This is a genomic window from Exiguobacterium sp. s39 (assembly GCF_018618925.1).
GTDB lineage: Bacteria > Bacillota > Bacilli > Exiguobacteriales > Exiguobacteriaceae > Exiguobacterium_A > Exiguobacterium_A abrahamii.
Window position 1 is genome coordinate 1,498,376 of record NZ_JACSNA010000001.1, and the last position, 19,107, is coordinate 1,517,482.

A 19,107-nucleotide genomic window follows, 5' to 3' on the forward strand; every position below is an offset into this window, starting at 1 on the left:
GCTTGTCGTATCTTAAGATTGTTTGACTGCTGTTCGAATCGAGAGATCGTTTAATTGCGCATCCGAGACTGGGCTTGGTGCTGCCGTCAACAGATCACTTGCTGATGCTGTTTTCGGGAAGGCAATCGTATCACGCAAGTTCGAACGTCCTGCGAGTAACATAACGAGACGGTCTAGACCAAGTGCGATACCCGCATGTGGTGGTGTTCCGTATTCGAATGCTTCCATCAAGAAGCCGAACTGCTCGTTTGCTTCTTCTTCTGTGAAGCCAAGCAACTTGAACATCCGCTCTTGAATATCCCGTTCGTAGATCCGTTGTGATCCACCGCCGAGCTCGTATCCGTTCAAGACGAGGTCATACGCGACGGCGAGGACTTTTCCAGGATCCGTCTCGAGCAATTCGAGATCTTCACGACGTGGCATCGTGAACGGGTGGTGGTTTGCGTAGAAACGACCATCTTCTTCTTCATACGTGACGAGCGGGAAGTCCGTCACCCAAAGGAAGTTGAAGACCGACTCATCGATCAAGTCCAGTTCCTTTGCTAACTTCTGACGGAGCGCACCTAAGCTGTCTGCTACGATCGATGCTTTTGCTGCGACGAACAACAATAAGTCGCCTGCTTCCGCATCTGTCGCCGCTGTCAGGCGAGCAGTTGCTTCTTCGTCGAAGAACTTCGCGATCGGACCGTTCAGTCCGTCTGCTGTCACTTTGACCCACGCGAGACCTTTTGCACCGTAGATTGCCGTGAATTCTTGTAACTTATCGATGTCTTTCCGCGAGAAGCGCTCAGCTGCACCTTTAACGTTCAATGCTTTGACTTCGCCACCAGCTTCAAGTGCCATGTCGAATACTTTGAATCCTGCCCCTTTGACGGCTTCCGCGACATCAATCAATTCGAGACCGAAGCGTGTATCCGGCTTATCCGAACCATACCGGCTCATCGCTTCCGCATATGGCATCCGTGGGAACGGTGTCACGATATCTTTGCCAAGTGTTTCTTTCATGACACGCGTCATCATCGATTCCATCATCGCATACAAGTCTTCGATGTCCATGAAGCTCGTCTCGATGTCGACTTGCGTGAATTCAGGTTGACGGTCTGCCCGTAAGTCTTCGTCACGGAAACAACGTGCAATTTGGAAGTACCGTTCAAAACCAGACACCATCAGCAATTGTTTGAACAATTGCGGTGATTGTGGCAAGGCATAGAACTCACCTGGGTGAACACGACTCGGAACGAGATAGTCACGTGCGCCTTCTGGTGTTGATTTTGTTAAGATTGGTGTCTCGACTTCCAAGAAGTCTTGCTCATCGAGGAAGTTCCGCATGATGTTCGATGCTTTCGAACGGAGACGGAATGTCTCTTGAAGCGACGGACGACGCAAGTCAAGATAACGATATTTAAGACGTAAATCTTCTGACGTCTGCTCTGCTTCTTCACTGATCGGGAATGGTGTCATCTTCGCTACGTTCAAGATGACGACTTCATCCGCGACGACCTCGACTTGCCCAGTCGGGATGTTCGGGTTCGGATTCTCACGGGCGATGACGTGTCCTTTGATGTCGAGGACATACTCTGAACGAATCGATTCCGCAAGGCGATGTGCCTGCTCGTTTTCCGGTTGGAAGACGATTTGGACGATGCCACTACGGTCGCGGAGATCAAGGAAGATCAATCCTCCTAAGTCACGTCGTTTTTGAACCCATCCTTTAAGTTGAACGTGTTGTCCGATGACTTCTTCTGTCACCTGACCGTTCATATGCGTGCGTCCGATCATTGTGCTTCCTCCTTTAATTTCGCGACGATCGTATCAGCGACTGCTGATAACGGAACGTCCGTCTGTTCCCCTGTAGCCATGTTCTTCAGCGCTGCTGCACCACGCTCAACTTCTTCATCCCCGAGGATGACCGTATAGCGTGCTTTCAAGCGATCGGCTGCCTTGAATTGTCCTTTGAACTTTCGACCGAGATAATCCCGATCCGCGACAAGTCCTTCGAGACGCATCAATTGTAAGAGACGTGTTGCCGTCTTTTCGACTTCGTCACTGCCTTGCGCGACGATGAAGACATCGATTTGATCATCGACTGCCGGTAAGACGTTCTCATTCTCAAGTGCCATCAATAAACGTTCGATGCCGATTCCGAATCCGATTCCCGGTGTTGCCGGTCCACCGATCTGTTCGACGAGACCGTTGTATCGTCCACCGCCACATAGTGTCGTGATTGCTCCGAAGCCTTCTGCTTCTGACATGATCTCGAACGCCGTGTGATTATAATAATCGATTCCGCGAACAAGCGTTGGATCAACGACATACTCGATGCCGAGTGCATCTAAGTGAAGCAATACTTCATCGAAGTAAGCTTTTGATGCCGGGTTTAAGTAATCGAGAATTGATGGTGCTGTTGCCATGCTCGGGTGATCGCGGTCGACCTTACAGTCAAGGACACGAAGTGGATTCGTTTCGAGACGGTTCTGACAGTCCTGACATAACTCGTGAACGACCGGTTTGAAGTGATCGACAAGTGCTGCCCGGTGTGCGGCGCGACTTTCGTTATCCCCGAGTGTATTGATGACGAGCTTGAGGTGCTTCAATCCGAATGAACGGTAGATGCTCATCGCGAGACTGATGACTTCCGCATCGATCGCTGGTTGTTCACTACCAAGTGCCTCGACTCCATATTGGTGAAGCTGACGGAAACGACCTGCTTGCGGACGTTCATAACGGAACATCGGTCCAATGTAGAACAATTTCGTCGGTTGGTTCGGTGAACCGAACAGCTTGTTCGTCACGAATGAACGAACGACAGCAGCCGTTCCTTCTGGACGTAACGTCAACTGGTCTTTTCCGCGTTTCTCAAGCATGAACATTTCTTTTTGAACGATATCCGTCGTCTCACCAACGCCACGTTTGAAGAGTTCTGTCTCCTCAAAAATCGGCGTCCGGATTTCCTTATAGTTGTAACGCTTACTGATATCACGTAATTGTTGCTCGATGTACTGCCAGCGTTCGACTGTTCCTGGAAGGACATCAAACGTACCGCGTGGTAATTTCATCTCAAATTCCTCCTTTTTTGAATACAAAAAAGTCCTCGTCCGCAAAGGGACGAGAACTTGAAGATCCCGTGGTACCACCCTGGTTGTCAAATCACATTTGACCACTCGGTGCAGTTAACGCCTGCGTACGACCTTCCCTACTATCAGTTCAGGAAGATACCTCGGAAGGGTCTTTCATCGAGTTCATCTGTTCGCCCTTCCAGCCAAGGGGCGACTCTCTAAGCAGACAAGGTCTTGATTACTCCTCTTCGTCTTCGGTCGTATGAATCATTTGGTTACGTCTAATATTGCCTCGTCTCTCGGTTCCTGTCAAGCGTTTGCTTCTTTTTCAAGAATCAATGTCACCGGTCCATCATTGACGAGCGCGATATCCATCATCGCACCGAACTGACCTGTCTCGACCGTCAGTCCTTGCGCACGAAGACGTTCATTGAACGCTTCATACAATTCGTTGGCAAGATCCGGTTTCGCCGCTTCCGTGAACGCTGGGCGACGTCCTTTTTTGACATCACCATACAGCGTGAACTGCGAGACGGATAGAATCTGACCGTCGACATCTTGCAACGAGCGGTTCATCCGTTCCTCTTCATCTTCAAACACGCGGAGTCCTGCGATTTTATCAGCTAACCAGTTCACCTGATCGATCGTGTCTTCGTGCGTGACACCGACAAGCAAGAGAAAACCTTGCTTGATTTGACCGATGACCTCCTGATCGACTGTGACACTTGCTTCTTTGACTCGTTGTAATACGACTCGCATGACTCATCCGCTCCTTACGTCATCATGACGCGATGCACAGCATACACGTCAGAGATTTGTTTGATCCGATCAACGACTTTTTGTAAATGGTTGACGTTGTTGATCGCGATCGTCATCGTGATTTTGGCTTGTTTACTGTCGTCGCCTTTCCCGCTGACGGCAACAATGTTCGTATTCGTCGCAGATACCGACTGCAGAACATCGTTCAATAATCCAGCCCGGTCGAATCCAGAAATTTCGATTTCGACGTTATAACTCTTAACGGCTTTGCCTTCGTGTTCCCACTCGACTTCGAGCAAGCGTTCTGGATTTTGTTCATGAATGACGTTCAAACAATCCGTCCGGTGAATCGAGACACCCCGTCCACGTGTGATGTACCCGACGATATCGTCCCCTGGTACTGGATTACAACAACGACTCATGCGAACGAGCATGTTATCGATTCCTTTGACACGAACACCTTCTGGATTTTCCTTCTTCGGACGATCAAACGTCTTCATCTCACTGATCGCTTCGTTCAGTTCAAGATTTTTAGATTCTTTGTCTTTGCGTAACTTTTCCGTCAATTTATGAGCGACTTGGGCAGCTGTCAGACCATGATACCCAACGGCAGCATACATGTCTTCTTCTTGCGCGAAGTTGAACTTCCGCGTCACGTCTTCGAGCGTCTTCTCATTGATGACTTCCTTCGGCTCGAATCCGAGTTTCTTGACTTCTGCTTCGATCAGTTCCCGTCCTTTAGAGACGTTCTCTTCGCGTTGCTGACGTTTGAACCATTGACGGATCTTGTTCTTCGCCTGACTCGACACACAAATCTTGAGCCAGTCCTTACTTGGACCATAGCTGTGTTTTGATGTGACGATTTCAATGATGTCACCTGTCTTCAGCTTATAATCAATCGGTACCATCCGTCCGTTGACTTTCGCTCCGATCGTCCGGTGACCGATTTCTGTATGAATCCGGTAGGCATAATCAATCGGAACAGAGCCTTTCGGCAATTCGATGACGTCGCCTTTTGGTGTAAAGACGTACAACATGTCACTAAAGAAGTCGACTTTGACCGATTCCATGAATTCTTCAGCATCCGCCGTATCCTTCTGCAACTCAAGGATTTCCCGGAAATGGGCAATCTTATCCTCAAAGCCTGATTTCGCTTCCTGTTCCTTACCTTCTTTATACGCCCAGTGAGCGGCAATCCCGTACTCGGCAATAAAGTGCATGTCCCGTGTCCGAATTTGGACCTCGAGCGGCTCGCCTTTCGGTCCGATGACCGTCGTATGCAGCGATTGATACATGTTCGGCTTCGGCATCGCGATATAATCCTTGAAACGTCCCGGCATCGGTTTATATTGCGTATGAATGATTCCGAGAACAGCGTAACAGTCCTTGATTGAATCGACGATGATGCGCACAGCCATCAAGTCATAGATTTCACTGAACTCTTTTTTCGAGTTTTGCATCTTGTTATAAATGGAATAGATATGCTTCGGACGTCCATCGACTTCCGCTGCGATTTGTACATCATCAAGTACTTCGTTGACCTCTTCGATGACCGAACTGACGAGCGCTTCGCGTTCCGTCCGTTTTTGTTTCATCATTGAGACAATCCGGTAGTACTGTTGTGGATTGATATAACGCAAACTGATGTCTTCGAGTTCCCACTTGATCGTCGAGATCCCGAGACGATGCGCAAGCGGTGCAAAGATTTCGAGCGTCTCTTCTGCCTTTTGCACCTGCTTTTCCTTGACCATATGTTGCAACGTTCGCATGTTATGCAAACGGTCAGCCAGTTTGATCAAGATGACGCGAATGTCTTCTGCCATCGCAATGAACATCTTCCGATGATTCTCAGCCAATTCTTCGCGTTTCGATTTATATTTGATTTTCCCGAGTTTCGTCACGCCGTCAACGAGCATCGCGACGTCGGGTCCGAATCGTTCCGTTAATTCTTCGAGAGTAATGTCCGTATCTTCGACGACATCATGAAGAAGCGCAGCGACAATCGTCGTTGCATCCAAACCAATATCGACTAAGATACCGGCAACTTGTACCGGATGAATGATGTAGGGTTCCCCAGAACGGCGGAATTGCCCATCATGTTCGTCTTTCGCGAATTGGTAAGCCCGTTCGATGTCTTTGACTTCAGCTTGCGTCATGTATTCCGCACATCGAGCGAGAAGGTCTTCTACATTTACGATTTGTTTGTTTGTCATCCCTTTTCCTCACCCAGTCCCCGGGATCGTCTGCAACGGAATCCCTAATATATAGTTCTTATTATCGTGAAATCTTGAGAAGATGTCAAAATAAAAAGAAATACCCCCTTGGTCACCATGTACCAAGAGAGTATATATGCTTTAGTCTTCGTAGCGAATCAATGAGAGAATGTCGTATCCTTCGAGTTTCTCACGTCCACCAAGACCATCGAGTTCAATCAAGAATCCGATTCCGGCAACCGTTCCGCCTAATTTTTCAATCATTTGGATCGTCGCTTCGATCGTACCACCTGTTGCAAGCAAGTCGTCAAGGATGACGACGCGTTGTCCTGGTTGAATCGCATCTTCATGCATCGTCAAGACGTCTTTTCCGTACTCAAGACCATACTCGACACGGACTGTCTCACGTGGTAATTTTCCTTCTTTACGGACAGGTACGAATCCGATCTCCATCGCGTAAGCGGCTGGGCAACCAACGACGAATCCACGTGCTTCTGGACCCGCGATGACATCAGCACCTTTACTGCGTGCATATTCGACGAGTGCATCAACCGATTGTTTGTACACTGGTCCGTTCTGCATGAGTGATGTGATGTCTTTGAAACTGATTCCTTCTTTCGGCCAGTTTTCGACCTCTTTTATATGCTGTTTGAACTCCATGTCTTTTCCTCCTGCTTCGCCGCTTCTACCAAAGTATCAAAACGCTCTTTCAACTGAGCGAGTGACGAATAAATGTATTGTTGCTCGAGCTCTTGACGCGCTTCATGACGCTGGTACGTCGGAGCTTCCGTCAGATCTCGTTTTGCAGCATTTGGGTTCACACCCGGCAGCCCGTCCTCCATTGTAACAAGAAAATCAAGTTCCGAGAATACCGAATGCATAAAGTTAATCGATCGTTTCGTCCATTTTCGCGATTTCGACAAACGTACGAGACCAATCCGGAGCTCGTCACGTGGACATTTCGCGAAATACTGGAAGTAATGCTTGAAGTCCTCGCGCGATGGAATCGTCTCGAAATAATAGCCCTCGTCCTTAAAGGCACAATAAATCCGCTCTGCCTGTTGGACGTATGGATAAAATGCCGCTTCTTCTTCCGGTAGATCAAGGAAAACGATATTTTGACGAATCGGTCCGTTCAACGGACGTTCCGCGTACTTCTCCTTCACCTCATCAGTAAAGGCAACGAATGTCGTCGTCTCATGTGGTAACGCGAATAGTTCGCTCAGAGGTCGCTTACCCCCACGGTAATCGAACACTTGAACATCTTCGACAGCGACATCTTGAATCATCAATTGTGGTTTACGGAACCCATTCCATTCATTGATGTTCAGACTGCCCATCAAGTGAATCTCGGATAAAGTCGAGACTTCATCGACAAGGTCGCCGAAGCCGAAGCCGATTGCATCGAGTTCCTTTCCGTCGCCTGATAATAGTGCTTTGACATGCGTCAAATCACGACCGATCCGTTTCATGTCACGAATCTTCGCCTGCTCGATGACGATTCGTGGCGCAGGATTTCCCATCCCGAAAGGCGCGAGTCGCTGAATATCTTCAATCAACTGAATCGAGACATCACTGACCTGTAGACGTAGATCCACATCGATCGTCGCGATGAAGGCATCGTCCGGCAACGTACTTGCTTGTTCATTCAAACGTTGACGTAACGCCTCGACGTCATCGGAAGAGAGCGTCATGCCGGCAGCAGCCGGATGTCCTCCGAAATGCGGCAAGATATCTTCACATTTCGTGAGTTCAGCGAATAAATCAAAGGCTGGAATCGATCGTCCAGAACCCTTCGCTGTTCCTTTTTCAGCATCATGACACAGCATGATGACGGGACGATGGTATTTTTCAACGAGTCGCGAGGCGACGATCCCGACGACACCTGGATTCCAATCTGCCGCATCGACGACGAGTACGCGGTCATCTTTAAAACGTTCTTCGACAAGCGCCGTTGCTTCCTCCGCAATCTGCTTGACGATATCTTGACGTTGTTTATTTTGTTGGTCGAGTTGTTTCGCGAGATGAAGTGCCTCATCTTTGCTTTCCGCTAGTAACATCTCAAGCGCTGGCATCGCCGAATCAAGACGACCTGCCGCATTGATCCGCGGACCGAATGCAAATCCGACTGATTCTTCCGTCAGTTCGTCTTCCGTCAAACTACAAACGTCACGTAATGCAAGGATACCCGGACGTTCACTCGCATTCAGCGCCTCGATGCCTCGTATCGCAAGCAACCTGTTCTCTCCGACGAGCGGCACAAGATCGGCAATCGTTCCGAGCACCGCAAGATCGAGTAACTCGACGGGTTCACGGTCAAGGAGTGCATGTGCGACTTTAAAGGCAACTCCTGCTCCAGCAAGTTTTGAGAATGGATAATCTGAGTCGACACCCGGATGAATTAAGGCAAAGGCATCAGGTAACGTTTCTTTGGCTTCATGGTGATCGGTAATGATTAAGTCGACACCGAGTTCCTTGAGGACATCTGCTTCGTGGATGCCGGAAATGCCACAGTCTACGGTGATGACGAGACTAAACCCTTCTTCCGCCGCCCAGCGAAACGCTGCTTCGTTCGGTCCATAGCCTTCCGTGAAACGGTTCGGGATGTAGCACTCTGCCATCCCCCCGATTTCGATCAAGGCATGCCAGAGAATCGCAGCGGAACTCACGCCGTCGACGTCATAATCACCATAAATCAAAATCATTTCGCCTTCGTTGACGGCACGTTGAATCCGTTCGACGACTTTTGGCATGTCTTTAAAAGCAAATGGATCATGGAATGTCATTTGATCCGTCTCTAAAAAATCACGGGCGGCTTCACGAGTCGTGAATCCCCGTTGGACAAGTAGTTGTGCGACGTGCGGTGAGATTGTGCCATCCGCCGTCAATTGTTCGATCTGTTCTGAATCGATGACTTTATCAAGCCATGTTTTTTTAGCATGGTACATCTCTAACCCTCCAATCAACTTCCCCATTATAATAGAAAATCCGCACCAGCGATAGCTGATGCGGATACTCTTTTAAGAAGCGCGTTTTGTGCGACCAAGTGTCCGACCTTTCATCACAAGCCAGAGCTGCGCGGCGATGAAGATCGAAGAATACATTCCCATGATCAACCCGACAAGCAGGGCAAGACTGAATCCGCGGATCGCTTCGCTACCGAAGATGTAGAGTGCTGCTGCTGTCATGACGACCGTGACGACGGTATTGATCGAGCGGATGATCGTCTGTTGGATTGATTCATTGACGATATGCGCCAATTCATCAAACGAGACTTTCCGACCACCTTTTTCAGCGAGTCCGAGATTTTCTCGTACCCTGTCGAACGTAACGATCGTATCGTTGACGGAATACCCGATGATCGTCAGGATCGCTGCGATGAAGTACAAGTTGACTTCGATCTGGAACAGCGAGAAGAATGCCACGATCATCAACGCATCATGTAGCAATGCGAGTACTGTCGCAATTCCGTATAACGGTTGGAATCTGAACGAGACGTAGATGACGATCCCGAGTGACGCGAGCAAGACGGCATAAATCGCGTTACGCGCGATTTCTTGACCGACTTGAGCGGAAACCGTCGAGATGCTCGGTTCCTTATCATACTGCGCTTCAATCGTTTGTTTCATTTCAGAAATTTGATCCTGACTAAATTCACCAACGAACGTGACGTTCGCTAACTTTCCGCCTTGAGCGAACTGAATGCCATCGATTTCTTCCGCATCGATCCCGGCATCTTCAATGACGGAGCGAACGTCCGCTTCCTTAATTTGATTCTCAGAAGAAATCTCGACGCGAGTTCCTTGCGTGAAGTCAATCCCAAGGTTCAGACCACGGAACGACAACAAGAGTACAGAAACGATGACAAGCGCGATCGTGATCGCGAAATAAATTTTTCGATGTTTGATGTAATCGAATTTCGTAGGATTAAAGCTCACGGATTTCACTCTCCTTTACACCGAACCATGATTTCTTCTTATCGAACCATCGGCTACTGACAAGGAGTTGCATCAGGTAACGTGAGACAAAGACGTTCGTGACGAACGTGACGGCGATCGAAACCATCAACATGATGGCGAATCCTTTGACCGTACTTGTACCAAAGTAGTACAACACGCCAGCAGAGATCAACGTCGTCAAGTTGGCATCAAGAATCGTACCGAATGAACGACGGTTACCGGCTTTGAATGCAGACAAGACGGATTTTCCACTTCGTAATTCATCCTTGATCCGTTCAGCGGTGATGATGTTCGCATCGACCGCCATCCCGACTCCAAGAACGAGTGCCGCGATCCCCGGTAACGTGAGGACGGCGTTGATCCCGTTAAAGAAGATCATGACAAGATAGATGTAGAACAGCAACGTGATGATGGATACGAATCCAGAGATCCGGTAGAACAGTAGCATGAACAAGAAGACAGCGGCTACACCAATTGCTGACGCGAAGAGCGTCTGATCGAGTGCGTCCTGTCCAAAAGCAGCAGAGACCGACGTCGAGTAGATTTCCTCGAGTTTGACCGGTAATGCACCGGCGTTCAAGATCGACGACAATTGTTTCCCGTACTCGGCATCGATATCGCCACCGGAAATGATCGCTTTATCCGAATTGATCGGTTGTGTGACCGATGCATCTGATACGATCTTTGAATTCGCTTTTTGAATTTCTTTTTCATACGAATCGCCTTTCTCGTAATCGAGCCAGATGACGAGACGATTCGCAGGTGGTTGCATTTGTGAGACTTGTTGTGTCACTTCATAGAATTTCTCTTTTGATTTCATCGTCAACTCGACGAGTGGTTCATTCGTGTTTGGATCATACCCGACTTTTGCTCCTTTGGCTTTTAAGTCTGATCCATCCAGCAACAACTTATCGTTGATGTCACGGAATGACAATTGTGCTGTCGAAGATAAGATTTGACGAGCTTCCGTCTGGTCCTTTACGCCAGCAAGCTGGACACGAATCCGGTTATCGCCTTCGATCCGGATGTCCGGTTCAGAGACACCGAGGACGTTGACACGGTTCTCGATTGCCGTCAGCGTCGCACTCATCGCATTTTGATCGATGACGTCTCCTTCTTTCAGCGGTTGTACTTCATACAAGACTTCGAAGCCACCCTTAAGGTCAAGGCCGAGCTTCGTATCCTTCAACAACCATGACGATGTCGTACCGATCAGTACGAGCAACGCGATGACGACGATGAAGAATGTGGCAAGTTTCCCTTTCTTGATCATGCTACATTGTCCTTTCTCTAGTTCCCAGTATATTTTCAGACAACTTTGTTCTCCTACCCTAGCTTACAAAAGAAATGGTAATCTTAGCAAACGTTTTTCTCATATATAAACAGAAAAGACGCTCCGGAATCCGGAAAGCGCCTTTTCAATGCCTTATTCGACAGTTTCGTCGTCCATGACAGTCGTTGATTTTTTCGTCACTTCTGCGACAGCACTTCGGTTGAATGTCAATTGTGCATTACCTGACTTCAATGTCACCGTCATGTCGTCAACTTTTTGGACAACCCCGTGAAGACCACCGATCGTAACGATCGAGTCGCCGCGTGAGAGTTCATTTTGCATCTGACGCACTTGCTTCTGGCGTTTGTTCTGTGGACGGATCAACAAGAAATAGAACACCACGAAGATCAAGATCATCGGGAGGAATGTGATTAAGCCTTCCATCTGATTCAGCTCCTTTTATCATTCAAATCACGTTCATTATACCGTGAAAGAATTGATTTGTCAGACGATTTGTTAGAAATTCTTTGCGTTCGGCAAATTGTAACCGTATTCTTCAAAGAATTCTTCCTTGAAATCAAGCAGACGGTCTTCACGAATCGCTTGACGAACGCCTTCCATCAACTTGACGAGGAAGTGAAGATTGTGTGTCGAACAGAGATGCAAACCGAACGTTTCTTGCGCACGGATCAAGTGATGGATGTACGAACGCGAGTAGTTCTTACACGCGTAGCAATCACATTTCTCGTCGAGCGGACGGAAATCACGTGCATATTTGGCATTCCGGACGACGAGACGTCCTTGTGATGTCATCAACGTACCGTTTCGTGCGATCCGTGTCGGTAAGACACAGTCGAACATATCGATTCCGCGGATTGCGCCTTCGATCAATGCGTCCGGTGAACCGACGCCCATCAAATAACGTGGTTTGTCTTCCGGCATGAGTGGTGTCGTGAATTCGAGCGCCCGGTACATGACGTCTTTTGGCTCTCCGACCGATAGACCACCGACCGCATAACCCGGGAAATCAAGGGCAACAAGATCTTTTGCACTTTGACGACGTAAGTCTTCGTATTCTCCACCTTGGATGATACCGAACAGCGCTTGATCGTGTGGACGTTCGTGCGCTGCAAGACAACGTTCCGCCCAGCGGCTTGTCCGTTCGACGGATGCTTTCATGTACTCGTGAGAAGCTGGGTACGGTGGGCACTCATCAAACGCCATCATGATATCTGAACCGAGTGCATTCTGGATTTCCATCGCTTTTTCCGGTGACAAGAACAATTTGTCCCCGTTCAAGTGGTTACGGAAATGAACGCCCTCCTCAGAGATGTTTCGGAGGTCAGCGAGTGAGAAGACTTGGAAACCACCTGAGTCTGTAAGAATCGCGCCATCCCAGTTCATGAATTTATGCAGACCGCCCGCTTCCTTGATGACATCATGCCCTGGACGCACCCAGAGGTGGTACGTGTTCGCGAGGATGATGTTCGCGTTCATGTCCTTGATTTGTTCCGGTGCCATCGTCTTGACCGTCGCTTGCGTTCCGACCGGCATGAAGACCGGTGTCTCGAAACTACCGTGCGGCGTGTGGACGATTCCTAACCGCGCTCCGGATTGTTTACATGTTTTGATATGTTCGTATGTTACCGCGTGTTTTGTCATTAGTTTCGTTCCTCTCTCGTTAAGAACATCGCATCACCAAAGCTAAAGAAACGATAGCCGTTTGCGACTGCTTCTTCATAGGCATGCAGAATGTGTTCCCGTGTCGATAACGCGGACACGAGCATGATCAATGTTGATTTCGGTAAGTGGAAGTTCGTGATCAATCCATCGATCCCTTTGACTTCCTGACCTGGGAAGATGAAAATGTCCGTCCAGCCCGTTGCTTCGACGAAGTCGCCATGGTCGCGAATGACCGTTTCAAGCGTCCGTGTCGACGTCGTCCCGACCGCGATGATCCGTCCGCCTTGTTTCCGTGTTTCGCGTAGCAAGGCAGCTGAACTTTCCGGCAGTTCGTAGTACTCACTGTGCATCTTGTGACTATCGACGTCGTCGACCGAGACAGGTCGGAATGTGCCAAGTCCGACATGTAACGTCAACGGTGCGATCCGGACGCCCTTCGCTTTTAATGCTTCAAGCAATTCCGGCGTGAAATGAAGCCCGGCTGTTGGTGCTGCAGCACTTCCGCGTTCGCGAGCGTAGACCGTCTGATAACGATCTTGATCCTCGAGTTGTTCATGAATGTATGGTGGCAGTGGCATCGTTCCGAGTTGGTCGAGCACTTCATAGAAAATGCCGTCATAGAAAAACTTCAGGATTCGTCCCCCGTCTTCAAGTGCTTCGACACACTCAGCACGGAGTAATCCGTCACCAAACGACAAAATCGTTCCTGGTTTGACGCGTTTTGCCGGTTTCGCAAGTGTTTCCCAAACATCGTCACTCGTTTGCTTCAAGAGTAACAATTCAATCTTCCCACCCGTCTCTTCCTTCACACCAAAGAGACGTGCCGGTAAGACTTTTGTATCATTGATGACGAGTGTATCGCCCTCCCGGAAGTGGTCGACGATATCATGGAAGTGCTGATGCTGAATCGCACCTGTCTCCCGATCGAGAACCATCAATTTCGAACTCGTCCGGTCGAGCAATGGCACTTGAGCAATTTGTTCTTCTGGTAAATGAAAATCAAATAAGTTTACATCCATTGGTTCAATTTCCTTCTTTCAGTCCTAAATGTTGGCGAGCGAACGGTGTTAAGACACGTCCTCGCGGAGTACGTTGTAAAAATCCTTGTTGCAGTAGATATGGTTCATATACATCCTCGATCGTCTGCGCATCTTCACCAATCGTTGCAGCGATTGTCTCAAGACCTACCGGACCACCGGCAAACCGTTCTGCAAGCGATCGAAGTAAACGATGGTCGACATCGTCGAGTCCAAGCGCATCGACATGCAAGCGATCAAGCGCACTTGTCGCGAGCACGGCATCGATCTCGGTTTGATGGGCGACTTGAGCAAAATCACGGACACGCCGTAACAACCGGTTCGCGACACGTGGTGTTCCACGTGAACGGAGCGCGATGGCTTCTGCTGCAAGACGATCCGCTTCGAATCCGAACAATCGTGACGTCCGGGTCACGATAGCAGACAACTCTGACATCGTATAATATTCAAGCTTCAGCGTCACGCCAAAACGATCGCGGAGCGGTGCCGATAGCATCCCCGCACGTGTCGTCGCTCCGACGAGCGTAAACGGTGGTAAATCAATTCGGACACTGCGTGCGAGTTCCCCTTGACCGATGACGATATCGAGACAATAATCCTCCATCGCCGGATACAGAATCTCTTCGATTGATCGACTCAATCGATGAATCTCGTCGATGAACAGGACATCACCCGGTTCCAGTGATGAGAGAATAGCAGCTAAATCACCCGGTCGTTCAATCGCAGGACCGGCTGTCGTCTTGATGCCGACTCCCATCTCGTTTGCGATGATTGTCGCAAGCGTCGTCTTCCCGAGACCCGGAGGACCATAGAGAAGAACGTGATCGAGTGTTTCCTGACGAATTTTTGCCGCCTCGATGAAGACACTTAAATTTCCTTTTGCTTTCTCCTGCCCGATATATTGCTCGAGCGTCTGAGGACGCAGACTCCACTCTTCTTGATCTTCCGCATGGGCGGATTCTGACAAAATGCGCTCTTCCATGTCCTCACCTCACATTCAATAACAACTGGAGTGCCCGTTTGACATATTGATCTGTCGACAGGACTTCTGCCTGCAACGCTTTTTTGACTTTCTCGACTTCTCGATCACTGTAACCAAGCGCCGTCAGAGCTTCACAAGCTTCATTCAGCTCAGCATTGCCTTGTGCAAACAAGCCTTCACTCGGTACGTAATCCGGTGCGAGCTCGGCTAACTTTCCTTTTAGGTCGAGCGTCATTTGCTTCGCTGTTTTTTTGCCGACACCTGGGAATTTAACGAGATAACTTTCCTTCTCTTGTTCAATCGCTTCAACGAGCGCATCGACATTCCCTGATGCGACGATCGCGAGCGCTCCTTTAGGTCCGATTCCTGTGACACCGAGCAACTTCGTGAATAAGGCACGCTCACGTCGGGAACGGAATCCAAATAAGACTTCTTGGTCCTCACGGACATAATGATACGTATATACGATGATCTGTTCGTCTCCGGTCCGATAAAAAAACGGGTTCGGTGCTACGATCTTGTAGCCAATCCCGCCAACTTCTACCGTCACGAATTCCGCGCAGACATAAGCGACTTCGCCGCGTACGAATTCTATCAATGTGGAACGCTCCCATCTTTAAACAAACTCTCGTGTTATTGTAGCATACATCTTCGTTTGGCTTCAAAGCGTTCTTCAGCAAAAATCAATACATATGTTCGCTCTCTCAAACAGAAGACAAAAAAGCGTGATCGTTCGCACGACCACGCTTTCCCCCTTATTTTTATGAACGCGCAAGCATCCGTTCGAGTGCCAACACGGCATGCCGCGTCGTCTCTGCATCGACCGTGATGATGTTGACCGGGTCACCTGCTTCGACTTGTTCGAGCGCCCACGCCAAGTGCGGTAAGTCAATCCGGTTCATCGTCAGACACGGACACATGAACGGATTGAGTGATACGATATCGAGTTCCGGATGAGTTGACGCGAGTCGATTGACGAGGTTCATCTCTGTTCCGATCGCCCACTTCGTTCCGGGAGCAGCCTGTTCGATTTGTTGAATGATGTACGCCGTTGATCCGTTGAGATCTGACGCCGTCACGACTTCATGCGAGCATTCCGGATGGACGAGAATCTTTCGTTCCGGGTCTGTCTTGCGAAACTGTTCAATCTGACCGACCGTGAATTTCTCATGGACTGAGCAGTGTCCTTTCCATAAGATGACGCGGACGTCCTGGTCTTCCCCGTCAAAAACGAGTTCGTCCTTGATCGGATCCCAAATCGCCATCTGTTCTAACGGAATTCCGAGTGCATGCGCCGTATTGCGACCGAGGTGTTGATCCGGCAAGAAGAATAAGATGTCGCGTTCAGCAAGCGCCCACTCGACCATCTGGACAGCGTTCGATGACGTCACCGTCGCCCCACCGTGACGACCGACGAATGCTTTGATCGCTGCTGTCGAATTGACATACGTCAACGGTAAAATCGACTCCCCGAACCGTTCCGTCAAGATCGTAAAGGCACGCTCCGTTTGCGTATCGTTCGCCATATCCGCCATCGAACAACCAGCACGCATGTCAGGCAAAACGACCGTATGTGACGCATCCGTCAGCATGTCTGCCGTCTCTGCCATGAAGTGGACACCACAAAAGACTGTATATTCCGCTTCTGTCATCTGCTTCGCGACTTGCGCGAGCTGGAGCGAATCTCCCGTCGCATCCGCGAACTGGACGACTTCATCCTTTTGGTAGTGGTGGGCAGGTAAGAATAAGCGACTGCCCATCCGTTCTTTGACCCCTTCGATGATCGCGATCAAGTCTGCTTCTGAATGCTGTAAGTATGACGCCGGAATTCCCTCGTGACGTAATAGATCAAATGACATCTTTTTTTCCTCCTTCGATTTTCATGCTGATATCGAGTGCTGTTGCTGAATGAGTAAGTGCTCCAAGTGAGATGACGTCTGCTCCGCTATCCGCGAAGTCCGATAATGTGTCTACCGTGATCCCACCGGATAGTTCGATTGTGATATGCGGTGGAATCAATTGCCGGAGCTGTTTAATTTCTGCTGGCGTCCGATTATCGAGCATGATGATATCGACTTCTGCAGCCACCGCCTCAAGCACTTCCGCTTCCGTCTCGACTTCAACTTCGATTGGTGTCGTATGTCCCGCGACACGTTTTGCTCGCATCACCGCTTCCGTAATCGATCCCGCGACCGTGATGTGGTTGTCCTTGATCATGACCGCGTCATCGAGTCGTCCGCGATGACTATAGCCACCACCGACGCGAACGGCATGTTTTTCTAGCATTCGTAATCCAGGGGTCGTCTTGCGTGTATCCGTGATTCGGATTCGTCCTGCTGCTACCTCGACCGCTTGACGTGTCTTCGTTGCAATTCCAGATAAACGCTGTACAAGGTTTAAGGCGACCCGTTCTCCGCTTAAAATATCCTGTAACGAGCCAGACCACTCGGCAAGGAGTGTTCCTCGCGTGACGATCGTACCTTCCGCTACATGAATCGTCACGTCGACTTGTAAGAGATGCGCCATCTCCTGAATGATGTCTACTCCGCAAAAGACACCGTCTTCCTTTGCTAAAAAACGACCGGTCCCGCGTTCTTGTCCCGTCAGACATCCTTCACTCGTGATATCCCACTGTCCGATATCCTCGATTAAAAATGCCTCCAGTTGTTGCCGTAACTGCCATTTGTTCAACGTTCTCATCCTCTCCTGTCAATCGACTCCTTGCTCCTTCAAGCAACAGACATGCCGCTACGTGACGTAATCGATTTTCTTCCGCTTCCTGTCCGGATTCGTCTAACGTCCAGCGTTTTAACTCTTCTAAACTATCTTCTATTTGCTTAACATCCATTTCGACACCAATGACCTGCGATAGACGGTCTGTTACAGAACGAAGTGTTCCTGGACGTCGTTTCACTTGTTTTACTGAAAGTTCCGGTAACAACTTAAGCTGTTCTGCTACTGCTTTCCCCATGACGACACATTCAAGGAGCGAGTTCGACGCCAGACGATTTCGACCGTGTAGTCCAATCGATGCTGTCTCGCCGACCGCGTAAAGTCCTTCGACATGCGTCTGCCCCGTCAGATCCGTTTCGATCCCGCCCATTAAGAAATGGATGCCTGGTGCGATTTCAACGAGATCCGGATTTATGTTCAGTTTTTCACATTTTTCGACAAACGTCGGAAACCGTTTTGTCCGATCGATGACGTTTGACGTATCGAGATAGACTGGTTCACGTTTTCGCACCTCATGGATTCGTTTTGCGACTTCATCTCGCGCCGCTAAATCTTGCATCGGATGATCCGCCATAATCCGGTCGCCATTTTTCGTTACAAGCGTCGCTCCTGCACCTCGCAATGCTTCCGTGATCAAACCTTCCGAACGACCTGCATGAACGAGTACCGTCGGATGGTGCTGAATATAACCGAGATCACGAATCGTCGCCCCCGCTTCAAAGGCGAGCGCAATCCCGTCTCCTTGAATCGATGGATCATTCGTCGACGCCGCGAATAATCCACCCACTCCACCGGTCGCGAGAATCGTTGCGCGCGCCACAATCTCGATCGGCTCTCCATCGCTATATCCGACTGCACCTACTACCTGCCCATTTACTTGAATCAACTCTGTGATACGCGTCTGCTCGAGAATCGGAAATGGTACCCGCGGCATCAACGTCTCCATGATCCGTTTACCAGTCTCGTCGCCGCCACAGTGATAAATCCGCGGCAAACGATGTGCTCCTTCACGACCGAGCAAAAACTCTCCTTCGGACTGATCGAATGGAACGCCTTGTCGTAACAAAAATTCCATCGCCTCGGTTCCCGATCGGGTGACGTAATCGACGACGGACGGATTGATATGCCCTTTTGCTGCTTGGCACGTATCTTCAAAGTGACCACGATGATTGACTTCTGCATAAGCGGAAGCAATCCCACCTTGTGCTCGGACGGAATTCGTCTCAAACCGCGAACCTTTCGAGACGAGTAATGCGTCCATCCCTGATGGAAGATGCAGGGCGACTGAAATTGCGGCAAGTCCTGTTCCAATGATCAACACATCCGTCTCAAGCCTTTTATGTAAAGACATATGTTTTACACCTCTATATCTAAATGTTTACTATTGACTTGACAATAAGTTTGGCATACTT

General features: G+C 49.3%; 14 protein-coding genes, 1 pseudogene and 1 other annotated feature. All 15 genes and pseudogenes read right to left on the reverse strand.

Going from position 1 to position 19,107, the window contains the following annotated elements; translation table 11 throughout:
- Positions 1–12: 12 nt before the first annotated feature.
- Positions 13–1,779 (reverse strand): aspartate--tRNA ligase, encoded by a 1,767-nt coding sequence (gene aspS / locus KNQ11_RS07970; protein WP_214771003.1) that lies wholly within the window; start codon positions 1,777–1,779, stop codon positions 13–15.
- Positions 1,776–3,056: a histidine--tRNA ligase gene (gene hisS / locus KNQ11_RS07975; RefSeq protein ID WP_023468925.1), complete on the reverse strand. Its 1,281-nt coding sequence runs from the start codon at positions 3,054–3,056 to the stop codon at positions 1,776–1,778. Before hisS ends, aspS begins: the two co-directional genes overlap by 4 nt.
- A 42-nt stretch (positions 3,057–3,098) precedes the next feature.
- Positions 3,099–3,320: a binding site (T-box leader), on the reverse strand.
- A gap of 45 nt (positions 3,321–3,365) precedes the next feature.
- Complete coding sequence (dtd, locus tag KNQ11_RS07980) at positions 3,366–3,815, reverse strand: D-aminoacyl-tRNA deacylase (RefSeq protein WP_058713802.1); 450 nt, start codon at positions 3,813–3,815, stop codon at positions 3,366–3,368.
- A 14-nt stretch (positions 3,816–3,829) separates the two neighbouring features.
- A complete protein-coding gene (locus tag KNQ11_RS07985) occupies positions 3,830–6,028 on the reverse strand; it encodes a RelA/SpoT family protein (RefSeq protein ID WP_023468927.1) in 2,199 nt (732 codons plus the stop codon).
- 141 nt (positions 6,029–6,169) lie between these two features.
- Positions 6,170–6,688: an adenine phosphoribosyltransferase gene (locus tag KNQ11_RS07990; RefSeq protein ID WP_214771006.1), complete on the reverse strand. Its 519-nt coding sequence runs from the start codon at positions 6,686–6,688 to the stop codon at positions 6,170–6,172.
- Positions 6,667–8,976 (reverse strand): single-stranded-DNA-specific exonuclease RecJ, encoded by a 2,310-nt coding sequence (recJ, locus tag KNQ11_RS07995; RefSeq protein WP_214771008.1) that lies wholly within the window; start codon positions 8,974–8,976, stop codon positions 6,667–6,669. The genes KNQ11_RS07990 and recJ overlap by 22 nt, the downstream gene beginning before the upstream one ends.
- A 72-nt stretch (positions 8,977–9,048) precedes the next feature.
- A pseudogene (gene secD / locus KNQ11_RS16810) lies at positions 9,049–11,260 on the reverse strand (protein translocase subunit SecD).
- Between the two features lie 153 nt (positions 11,261–11,413).
- Positions 11,414–11,704, reverse strand: a complete 291-nt coding sequence (gene yajC / locus KNQ11_RS08010) for a preprotein translocase subunit YajC (protein WP_029342244.1) — start codon at positions 11,702–11,704, stop codon at positions 11,414–11,416.
- 72 nt (positions 11,705–11,776) lie between these two features.
- On the reverse strand, positions 11,777–12,922 hold the full coding sequence (gene tgt, locus KNQ11_RS08015; RefSeq protein ID WP_029342245.1) for a tRNA guanosine(34) transglycosylase Tgt: 1,146 nt from the start codon (positions 12,920–12,922) through the stop codon (positions 11,777–11,779).
- Entirely contained in the window at positions 12,922–13,962 is a 1,041-nt protein-coding gene (gene queA / locus KNQ11_RS08020; protein ID WP_023468934.1) for a tRNA preQ1(34) S-adenosylmethionine ribosyltransferase-isomerase QueA, read from the reverse strand. Before queA ends, tgt begins: the two co-directional genes overlap by 1 nt.
- Before the next feature lie 4 nt (positions 13,963–13,966).
- Complete coding sequence (gene ruvB / locus KNQ11_RS08025; RefSeq protein ID WP_023468935.1) at positions 13,967–14,962, reverse strand: Holliday junction branch migration DNA helicase RuvB; 996 nt, start codon at positions 14,960–14,962, stop codon at positions 13,967–13,969.
- Positions 14,963–14,966: 4 nt separating this feature from the next.
- On the reverse strand, positions 14,967–15,560 hold the full coding sequence (gene ruvA, locus KNQ11_RS08030; protein WP_023468936.1) for a Holliday junction branch migration protein RuvA: 594 nt from the start codon (positions 15,558–15,560) through the stop codon (positions 14,967–14,969).
- A gap of 163 nt (positions 15,561–15,723) precedes the next feature.
- Positions 15,724–16,821 carry a quinolinate synthase NadA gene (gene nadA, locus KNQ11_RS08035; protein WP_214771011.1) on the reverse strand — a complete coding sequence of 366 codons (1,098 nt, stop codon included), beginning with the start codon at positions 16,819–16,821 and terminating at the stop codon, positions 15,724–15,726.
- Positions 16,811–17,662, reverse strand: coding sequence for a carboxylating nicotinate-nucleotide diphosphorylase (nadC, locus tag KNQ11_RS08040; protein WP_323678781.1), 852 nt, complete (start codon positions 17,660–17,662; stop codon positions 16,811–16,813). Before nadC ends, nadA begins: the two co-directional genes overlap by 11 nt.
- The gene (locus KNQ11_RS08045; protein ID WP_214771014.1) at positions 17,577–19,046 is read right to left on the reverse strand and encodes an L-aspartate oxidase; all 1,470 of its coding nucleotides are present in this window, start codon (positions 19,044–19,046) and stop codon (positions 17,577–17,579) included. Before KNQ11_RS08045 ends, nadC begins: the two co-directional genes overlap by 86 nt.
- Positions 19,047–19,107: the final 61 nt, after the last annotated feature.